Genomic DNA, 9,055 nt, shown 5'->3' on the forward strand with positions numbered 1-9,055 from the left:
GCTCCCGCTCCGCCTGCACCCCCGCCCCGTCCGCGCCGCCCGTCCCGTCCACCCCGGTCGCCCCGGCCGCCCAGACCCCGAAGGAGCCCCTCCGCCATGGCCCTGCGCTACCCCAGGCTCGACGCCCTCTTCTCGGACCACCCCGCGCCCGCCCGGCGCCCGGCCCCGCGGCCGGCTCCCGCGCCCGGCCTGGTGGTGGACACCGAGCAGCGCACCGTCACCGTCGAGGGCCGCCCCGTCACCATGCCGTACCTGGAGTTCGAGCTGCTCGCCCACCTGGTCGGCAACCCGCTGCGGGTGCACTCCCGACGCCAGCTGATGGAGAACGTCTGGGGGCGCCCGGACAGCGGCGACTCCCGCACCGTCGCCACCCACATCGCCCGGATCCGGCGCAAGCTCGGCCCCGGGCACCGGGAGGCGATCGCCACCGTCCGGCAGATCGGCTACAAGTACGACCCCCGGCTGGCCCGGACCGCCTGACGCCGCCGGCCGGACCTGACCCGGCCGGACCTGACCTGACCTGACCGCCCGACCCCACCACCGAAGGACCCGACGACCGTCCGAAGGAGGACCCCCGCGATGACCCGAACCGCCCTGTTCCCCAGGACCGGCAGAGGGACCGCGCTGTGCGGCGTCCTACTGCTGATCACCGCCGAGGGCCTCGCCGTCGCCCTCGCGCCCCACCCCCTGCGGCTCTTCCTGTCCGGCACGCTCATCGGCGCCTCGACCGCCGGGCTGCTGCTCGCCCTGCTGCTGGCCACCAGCCGGCGGCGGGCGGGCGCGGCCGCGGCGGCGGGGGCCCGGCCGTTCCGCGACGACGCCCAGTGGTTCAGCGCCCGCTCGCTGGACGGCTTCCCGATGGAGCAGGTCCGCCCGCTGCTGCTCGCCCCCGGCGCGCCCGGCCTGAGCCGGCTCTACACCGCCTGGGTGTTCGCCACCCACGGGCACGACCCGCAGTGGATCGCCCGGCACCTGGACCTGCCCGTCCGCACCGCCCGGCTGCTGGTCACCGCGGCCCGGCGGCACACCGGGGCCGCTCCCACCCGGTAGCGACCGGCGGGGCCCGGGCAGCGGTCCTCGAAACGCGGGACGGGTTTGCGTACGGACGTACCGAGGGAGCAGACTGCCCGGGTTTGCGCCGGAGGTACCGCCATGACCCTGCCGAAGTCCGTCCCGGCCCTGTCCCGGGGCTCGCTGCCCGCCCGGACGGCGAGCCGCCTCGGCGGTCGGGTGTGGGTGGACCTGGTCGTCGCGGCCGCCGTGCTGGTGCTGCTCTACCTGGGGCTGCGCCTCGGCCAGGGCGGCACCCTCCGGTTCTCCACCGCCCGGGACGCGGCCGTCGACACCGACCCGGCCCGGCTGCCGTACGACGCGCTGCGCTCGCTGCTGCGGATGTTCACCGCGCTCGCCGTCTCGGTCGTCTTCACCTTCGGCTACGCCTACGCCGCCGCCCGCAGCCGCCGGCTGGAACGGGTGCTGATCCCGGCGCTGGACATCCTCCAGTCGGTGCCGGTGCTCGCCTTCCTGAGCGTCGCCGTCTCCGGCTTCCTCGCGCTCTTCCCCGGCTCGATGCTCGGCCTGGAATGCGCCGCCGTGTTCGCCATCTTCACCTCCCAGGCCTGGAACATGACCTTCGCCTTCTACCAGGCGCTGGTCTCGCTGCCGCCCGAACTCGACGAGCTGTCCCGCTCGTTCGGGTTCAGCCGGTGGACGCGGTTCTGGAAGGTCGAACTGCCCTCGGGCATGATCGGCCTGGTCTGGAACGGCATGCTCGGCTTCGGCGGCGGCTGGTTCTTCCTGGTCGCCTCCGAGGCGATCACCGTGGACGGCCAGCGGTACGCGCTGCCCGGGGTCGGCTCGTACGCGGGCGCGGCCATCGCCGCCGGGGACCTCGGCCGGGTCGGCTGGGCGATCGCCACCATGGTGGTGCTGGTGGTCGGCGTCAACTTCCTGTTCTGGCGGCCGCTCACCGCCTGGGCCGAACGGTTCAAGAACGAGCAGTCCGAGGCCACCGAGGTGCAGCGCTCGGTCGTGCTGGACCTGCTGCGCCGCTCCCGCCTGCCCGCCGCGCTCGGCCGGGCGCTGCGACCGGTCGGGCGGGCCCTGAACCGGGCCGGGCGGGTGTTCGGCACCGCCGAGCGCCCGCCGGCCGTCCACCCCGGCCGGCGGCGGGCCGGGGACGTGGCCTTCGGCCTCGTCTCGGGCGGCATCGTGCTCTGGGGCCTCGTCGACCTCGGCCGCTACCTCGCCGACCGCACCGGCCTCGGCGTGTTCGGCGAGCCGCTGCTGCTCGGGCTCGCCACCCTCGCCCGGGTGGTCGTGCTGGTCGCGGTGGCCACCGTGGTCTGGGTGCCGATCGGCGTGCGGATCGGCTTCTCGCCCCGGCTGACCAGGATCGCCCAGCCCGTCGTCCAGGTGCTGGCCGGCTTCCCGGCCAACTTCGTCTTCCCGCTGGTGGTCTGGCTGCTGCTGCGCACCGGGGTGTCGATCGACCTCGGCGGCATCCTGCTGATGGCCCTCGGCTCCCAGTGGTACATCCTGTTCAATGCCATCGCCGGGGCCATGGCCGTCCCCGCCGACCTGCGCGAGGCGATGGACGACCTCGGCGTGCGCGGCCGGCAGCGCTGGCGGCGGCTGATCATCCCCGGGATCTTCCCGGCGTACGTCACCGGCGGCATCACCGCCTCCGGCGGCGCCTGGAACGCCTCCATCGTCGCCGAGGTGGTCACCTTCGGCTCCACCACGCTCACCGCGACCGGCCTCGGCGCGTACATCGCCCGGGCCGCCGAGCACGGCGACCACCCGCGCCTGCTCGCCGGGGTCGCGGTGATGAGCCTGTACGTCGTCGTCCTCAACCGTCTGCTCTGGCGCCGGCTGTACCGGCTGGCCGAGCGCCGCTACTCGCTGTAGTCCGGAGTCCGCCGATGCGCTTCCCCTTCCGCCGCCGCCCCGCCGAGCCCGCGCCCGTCCCGCGCGGGGACGTCCCGCACGGCGACGCCCCGCGCCCGGACGACGAGGTCCTGCTGGAGACCGTCGGCCTGACCAAGGCCTACGCCGGGGCCGCCGGCGAACTGCCGGTGCTCTCCGGCATCGACCTGACCGTGCGGGCCGGCGAGATCGTCGCCGTGCTCGGCCGCTCGGGCTCCGGCAAGTCCACCCTGCTGCGCTGCCTGGCCGGCCTGATCCCGCCCAGCTCCGGCACCGTCCGCTACCGCGGCACCCCGCTCACCGGCGCCAACCCCGGCACCGCGCTGGTCTTCCAGACCTTCGCGCTGCTGCCCTGGCTGACCGTCCGGCAGAACGTCGAGCTCGGCCTGGAGGCCCGCGGGGTGCCGCCCCGGGAGCGCGCCCGGGCCGCCGCCCAGGCCATCGACCTGATCGGCCTCACCGGCTTCGGGTCCGCCTACCCCAAGGAGCTCTCCGGCGGCATGCGCCAGCGGGTCGGCTTCGCCCGGGCGCTGGTCGTCGAACCGGACGTGCTGATGATGGACGAGCCGTTCTCGGCCCTCGACGTGCTCACCGCCGAGAACCTGCGCGGCGAGCTGATGGAGCTGTGGGACTCCGGCCAGTTCCCGACCCGGGCCGTCGTGCTGGTCACCCACAACATCGAGGAGGCGGTGCTGATGGCCGACCGCGTCGTGGTCCTCGGCGCCCGCCCGTACGGGACCATCCGGGAGACCGTCGAGGTCGACCTGGAGCGGCCGCGCGACCGCGACTCGGCCGCCTTCGACGAGCGGGTGGACCGGGTGTACCGGATCATGACCGGCCGCCCCAAGGACACCCGGGCGCCCGGCCGCACCGACCAGCCGGGCCCCGACCCCGACCGCCGCACCGTCGCCAGCACCCCGCTGCCCACCGCCGGCGTCGACGGCCTCTCCGGTCTCGCCGAGACGATCGCCCACCGGGGCGGCGGCTGCGACCTGGCCGGCCTCGCCGACGAGCTCGGCCTGGACATCGACGACCTGCTCCCCCAGGTCGACGCCCTCGACCTGCTCGGCTTCGCCGAGGTCCACGGCGACGACCTGCTGCTCACCGACGCCGGCGCCGCCTACACCGGGGCGGACGCCCAGGACTCCCGCGCCGTCTTCGCCGCCGCGGCCCTGGAGGTCCCGCTGATCAAGCTGATCGCCAACAGCCTCGGCGACCGGCCCGGCGCCACCGTCCGCACCGGCTTCCTGCGCGACCTGCTCGGCCGCCACTACACCGTCGAGCAGACCGACCGGCAGCTGGAGACGGCGACCGACTGGGGCCGCTACGCGGGGCTCTTCGCGTATGACGCCGACCGGCAGGAGTACCGGCTGGACGCCCCGGAGCGCTGAGGGCTCAGCCCGTCGCCGGGCGGCGGCGCACCGCGCGGGCCGCGCGGGCGAAGGGCTGCGGCGCGGTCGCACCGGCCGGGGCGGCGCCGTCGTCGCCGCCGTCGCGGCGGTCGGGCAGGTCGTGGGCGATCAGCGCGGCCTCGGTGAGCAGCCCGCGCACCTCGGTGGCCCGGTAGAAGATCCGGGTCCCCTCCCGCCGTGCCACCACCAGCCCGGCCGCCCGGAGCTTCGCCAGGTGCTGCGAGGTCGCCGCGACGTGCGCCCCCAGCAGCTCGGCCAGCTCGCTCACCGGCAGCTCCCGGCGGCTCAGCGCCCACAGCAGCCGGTACCGCGACGGGTCGGCCACCGCCTTCAGCACCGCCACCGCCCGCTCCGCCGCATCGGCGTCCCAGGCCTCTTCCCGCGCACCACCCATACAGGGATCGTACCGATCCGTACCCGGGCGCCCGGAGCCGGGAATCCCCGCCGCCCGCGCCGACGGCGGCCGCCGGGTGAATGAAGCGCGACAGAACCGGGGGGACGGGCCGCGGCGGCGCCTAGCCTGGGCCTGGGCCCGGCCGGAACTGCGCACCGGCCGGGCGGAGTTGGTCCTGTCCGCCGCGAGGAAGGGTCGGCCGTGGCTGCCATCACTGTGATCCCGGGCGACGGCATCGGCCCCGAGGTGGTCGAGTCCGCGCTGGGGCTGGTCGAGGCGTTCGGCCTGGGACTGGACGTCGACGTGCTGGACCACGTGGGCGCGGAGCGCTACCGCCGGGAGGGCGTGGCACTGGGCGAGGCGGACCTGGCCCGGGTGGCGGCGAGCGGCGCGGTGCTGCTCGGCGCGATCGGGCGGCCGGACCTGGAGCACACCGGGTACGTGCGCGAGGTCCTGCTGGAGCTGCGCTACGCCTTCGACCTGTACGCCAACTACCGGCCGGTGCGCCTGTGGCACGACCGGCTCAGCCCGCTGCGGGACCCGGCCCGGCGCGCCCTGGACTGCGTGATCGTCCGGGAGAACACCGAGGGGCTCTACAGCGGCATCGGCGGGAACCTCCGCGCCTCCTCCGACCACGAGGTGGCCGTCGACGCGGACGTCAACACCCGGCACGGCGTCTCCCGGATCCTGGACTTCGCCTTCGCCACCGCCCGCCGGGAGGTCTGCCTGGTGGACAAGGCCAACGCGGTGCGGGCCGGCGGCCGGCTGTGGCAGGAGTGCTGGCGGCGGGCCGCCGAGCGGCACCCCGACACGGCCACCCGGCACCTGTACGTCGACGCCGCCGCGATGAAGCTGGTCACCGAGCCCGAGCGGTTCGACGTCATCGTGGCCAGCAACTCGCACGGCGACATCCTCAGCGACCTCGCGGCCGCGCTGGCGGGCGGGATCGGGCTGGCGCCCTCGGCGAGCCTCAACCCGGAGAGCGGCTTCGGGATGTTCGAGCCGGTGCACGGCTCGGCGCCGGACATCGCGGGCCGGGGCGTCGCCAACCCCTTCGCCTGCCTGCTGACCGCCGCGCTGCTGCTGCGCCACCTCGGCCACGACACGGAGGCGGCCGCGACCGAGGCGGCTGTCGCCGGATCGATCGCGGCCGGACGGACCACCCCGGACCTCGGTGGCACGCTGAGCACCCGGGAGGCGACGCGCGCGGTCCTCGCCGCCCTGTGACGGCGCCCGCCGGGGGCCGGGACAGCGGGCTCAGGGCGCCGGGTACGCCTCGGGCTCCAGGGTCGAGCTGGTCCGGATCACCTCGGCGACGGTCAACTCGTAGAAGGCGTACCACTTCTCCTTCCCCTGCTGCTGGGCGTTGTGGTGCTCCACGTCGGCGCGCCACCGCGCCAGCGTCTCGGGGTCGCGCCACCACACCAGGGCGAGGCGTTCGCCGTCCTCGGTCTCGTAGTTCTTGACCTGGACGAGGTCGTCCCCGTAGACCGCCCGCACCTTCTTGGCGAGGTAGTCCTCCGTCGTCTCGTACTCGTGGTCGTACTGCTCCGAGAAGCGCGACCTGAAAACGACCAGAATCATCGTTGATCTCCCGTCAGTTCCAGCTGGTGACACGACAGTTCACGCGGCTCGTGCAGATCTGGCGGCTCAGCCGGCCCCGGCGAAGGCCCGCAGCTGCGGGTCGGGCAGCTCGGCGGCGCCGGCGCCGTGCCGGCTGAGGATCCGCCGGGCCAGCTCGCGCAGCCGGTGCTCCTCGGTGAGCGCCAGGGAGTAGCTCTCCTCGCTGAACGCGCAGCGCTCGTACAGGGGCCGGAACCGCTCCGGCATCAGGTCGACCAGTCGGCGCGCGATGGCCTCCTCCGCCTCGTGCCTGGGGTCCGGCAGCCGGGACATCGTCCAGTAGTGCCGGTAGGAGATGTCCGCGATCGCGTCGCCGTCGCCCTTGCGGATCCGCTCGTACGCGGCGAAGGCCCGTTCCCAGTCCCGCTCCCGGTCCAGGCAGGCGACCAGGGTGCGGACGTCCTCGAAGGCGGCGTTCATGCCCTGGCCCATGAACGGCGCCATGGCGTGGCAGGAGTCGCCGACCAGCGCGGCCGTACCGCCCAGGACCCACCGGTCGCACCGGGTGAGCCGGACGGCGGAGACCGGCTTGGCGCCCAACTGCTCCTCCAGGTCCGGGATTCCGGCCGCCAGCCGGGGGAAGACGGCGGCGAACTGCTCGGCCAGGGCCCGCCCGCCGACCGCGGCCCGGTAGGACGGGCGCGGGCCCTCCCGGCGGAAGAACACCGAGCCCGCGAAACGCCGGCTGGACACCTGCGGGAACGCCCCGAACAGCGCGTCCCCGGCCGGCCAGTAGTGCATCACCCCGCGGTCGCAGTCGGGCAGGTCCAGGACGATCTCCTGGTAGGCCAGTTCCAGGGTGCTCACCCGCGCCCGGGCGCCCCGCTCGACGAGGGCGCCGCGCACCGCCGAGTGGACGCCGTCGCAGCCGATGACGTGCCGGCACCGCACCCACCGCTCGGCGCCGCCCGCCCCGACCAGCAGGGCGGGCGCCGCCGGGTCGACGGCCAGCACCGGGTGGTCGAAGCGCAGGTCGACCCCCGGCTCGGCCTCGGCCGCGTCCAGCAGCAGCCGGTGCAGCGCCTGCCGCTCGACCGCCCAGATCGCCGCGCCGTCCCGGCTGTACGGGGTGACGGCGGTGCTGCCGTCCGGCAGGTGCCCGCACCGGCCGGTGATCGGCGCGCAGATCCGCCGCACCGCCGCTTCCAGGCCGAGTTCCCGCAGCACCCGCCGGCCCCGCTCGGAGAGGATCACCATCAGCGACCGGCCCTGTCCGGCCGGGATCCGCCGGGGGTCCGCGTGCCGTTCCAGGACGGTCACCCGGCCGTGGCGCCGGGCCAGGTAGAGCGCGGCGACCGGGCCGGCCAGCCCGGCCCCGACCACCACGATGCCGCCGCCCGCCGTCGCGGGCCCGTACGAGTCGCTCATCGGGGCCTCCCGCCGCTACCAGGTGACCGGGAGCTCGCGGACGCCGTAGGCCACGCCGTCGTACTTGAACGGGACGTCGGCGAAGTCGATGGCCAGGCGCAGCGTCGGGATCCGCCGGTAGAGCGTGCCGTAGACGGTCTGGAGTTCGAGGACGGCCAGCGGGCGGCCCAGACAGTGGTGGGGGCCGAAGCCGAACGCCAGGTGGTGCGCGGCGTCCCGGGTGATGTCGAGGCGGTCCGGGTCGGGGAAGTTGTCCGGGTCCCGGTTGGCCAGTTCGCTGGTCAGGATGATGCCCTCGCCGGCCCGGATGACGACGTCGCCGACGGTGATGTCCTCCAGGGCGACCCGGCGGCGGCCGGAGTGCGAGATGTTGAGGTAGCGCAGCAGCTCGTCGACGGCGCGGTTGACCACGCCCGGGTCGTCGGTCTCCCGCAGCACCGCCAGCTGCTCGGGGTTGCGCAGCAGGGCCAGCGTGCCGAGGGCGATCATGTTCCCGGTGGTCTCCAGGCCGGCGACCAGCAGCGTCATGGAGATGTACGACAGCTGCTCGGGGCTGAGCGCGCCGGGGCGGACCTGGGTCTCGATCACCTCGGAGATCAGGCCGTCGGCGGGCTCGCGCAGCTGGCGGTCGATCAGCTCCCGCAGGTAGCCGCGCAGCGCCTCCTGGGCGCCGACCACCATGTCGGGCGAGCTGTCCCGGTGCAGCATCCGGGTGCTCTCGTCCTGGAAGAACTCGTGGTCGGCGTACGGGACGCCGAGCATCCGGCAGATCACCTTGGTGGAGGTCGGGAAGGCGAGGCCGCCGACCAGGTCGGCGGGCCGGGGCCGGGTGAGGAACTCGTCGATGAGCCCGTTGACGATGTCGGCGACCTCGTCCTTGAGCGCGTCGATGTTGCGGATCGCGAAGGGCGGGGAGACCATCCGGCGCTGGCGGGCGTGCTCGGGGTCGTCGAGGGCGACGAAGGAGCGGCCGTCCTTGCGCCGTTCGCGGCTGCCCAGGTCGAAGTGCGGGTAGCCGGACCTGGTCGAGTCGGCGCTGACCCGGGGGTCGACCAGGAGCTTGCGCCCGAGGTCGTAGCCGGTGACCAGCCAGGGGGTGCTGCCGTCCCAGAGCCGGACCCGGACCGGGCCGGCGCCGAGCTCGCGCATGGCGGAGGGCGGGTCGAAGGGGCAGGCGGGCTCCTTCAGGATGGGGAAGCGGGTGAGCTGCCCGGTCGCGGAGCCGCCGGCGGGGTCGCCGGCGGAATCGGTTGCGGACCCGGTCGCGGAACCGGTCGCGTCGTCGATGGTCACGGAATCCATACCTTTCTTCGTGGGATCGTTCTGGTCA

Annotated in this window: 9 protein-coding genes; 5 read left to right on the forward strand and 4 right to left on the reverse strand. The window is 74.8% G+C overall.

The genetic code is table 11. The features are described from left to right. Positions 1 to 96: 96 nt before the first annotated feature. From AE652_RS27625 to AE652_RS27640, 4 genes are all read left to right on the forward strand, one after another. A complete protein-coding gene (locus tag AE652_RS27625; protein ID WP_049656267.1) occupies positions 97 to 480 on the forward strand; it encodes a winged helix-turn-helix domain-containing protein in 384 nt (127 codons plus the stop codon). 99 nt (positions 481 to 579) lie between these two features. Beyond that, positions 580 to 1,050 carry a hypothetical protein gene (locus tag AE652_RS43195; RefSeq protein ID WP_053112287.1) on the forward strand — a complete coding sequence of 157 codons (471 nt, stop codon included), beginning with the start codon at positions 580 to 582 and terminating at the stop codon, positions 1,048 to 1,050. Between the two features lie 102 nt (positions 1,051 to 1,152). Further along, a complete protein-coding gene (locus AE652_RS27635) occupies positions 1,153 to 2,910 on the forward strand; it encodes an ABC transporter permease subunit (protein ID WP_049656268.1) in 1,758 nt (585 codons plus the stop codon). Positions 2,911 to 2,924: 14 nt separating this feature from the next. Continuing rightward, positions 2,925 to 4,319 (forward strand): nitrate/sulfonate/bicarbonate ABC transporter ATP-binding protein, encoded by a 1,395-nt coding sequence (locus AE652_RS27640; protein ID WP_082346013.1) that lies wholly within the window; start codon positions 2,925 to 2,927, stop codon positions 4,317 to 4,319. Between the two features lie 4 nt (positions 4,320 to 4,323). Here the strand turns inward: AE652_RS27640 and AE652_RS27645 are convergent, their stop codons facing one another. Further along, positions 4,324 to 4,734, reverse strand: coding sequence for a metalloregulator ArsR/SmtB family transcription factor (locus AE652_RS27645; RefSeq protein ID WP_049656270.1), 411 nt, complete (start codon positions 4,732 to 4,734; stop codon positions 4,324 to 4,326). A gap of 201 nt (positions 4,735 to 4,935) precedes the next feature. Here AE652_RS27645 and AE652_RS27650 point away from each other — a divergent pair, with 201 nt between their 5' ends. Continuing rightward, positions 4,936 to 5,961: an isocitrate/isopropylmalate dehydrogenase family protein gene (locus AE652_RS27650; RefSeq protein ID WP_049656272.1), complete on the forward strand. Its 1,026-nt coding sequence runs from the start codon at positions 4,936 to 4,938 to the stop codon at positions 5,959 to 5,961. Positions 5,962 to 5,991: 30 nt separating this feature from the next. Here the strand turns inward: AE652_RS27650 and AE652_RS27655 are convergent, their stop codons facing one another. The 3 genes from AE652_RS27655 to AE652_RS27665 all read right to left on the reverse strand — a co-directional run bounded on the left by AE652_RS27655 (position 5,992) and on the right by AE652_RS27665 (position 8,916). Beyond that, entirely contained in the window at positions 5,992 to 6,318 is a 327-nt protein-coding gene (locus tag AE652_RS27655; RefSeq protein WP_049656274.1) for an antibiotic biosynthesis monooxygenase, read from the reverse strand. Positions 6,319 to 6,384: 66 nt separating this feature from the next. After that, on the reverse strand, positions 6,385 to 7,725 hold the full coding sequence (locus AE652_RS27660; RefSeq protein ID WP_049656276.1) for an NAD(P)/FAD-dependent oxidoreductase: 1,341 nt from the start codon (positions 7,723 to 7,725) through the stop codon (positions 6,385 to 6,387). 15 nt (positions 7,726 to 7,740) lie between these two features. Continuing rightward, positions 7,741 to 8,916, reverse strand: a complete 1,176-nt coding sequence (locus tag AE652_RS27665) for a cytochrome P450 (RefSeq protein ID WP_049656281.1) — start codon at positions 8,914 to 8,916, stop codon at positions 7,741 to 7,743. Positions 8,917 to 9,055 lie beyond the last annotated feature (139 nt).

This window comes from Kitasatospora sp. MY 5-36 (assembly GCF_001182915.1).
Taxonomy (GTDB): Bacteria; Actinomycetota; Actinomycetes; order Streptomycetales; family Streptomycetaceae; genus Kitasatospora.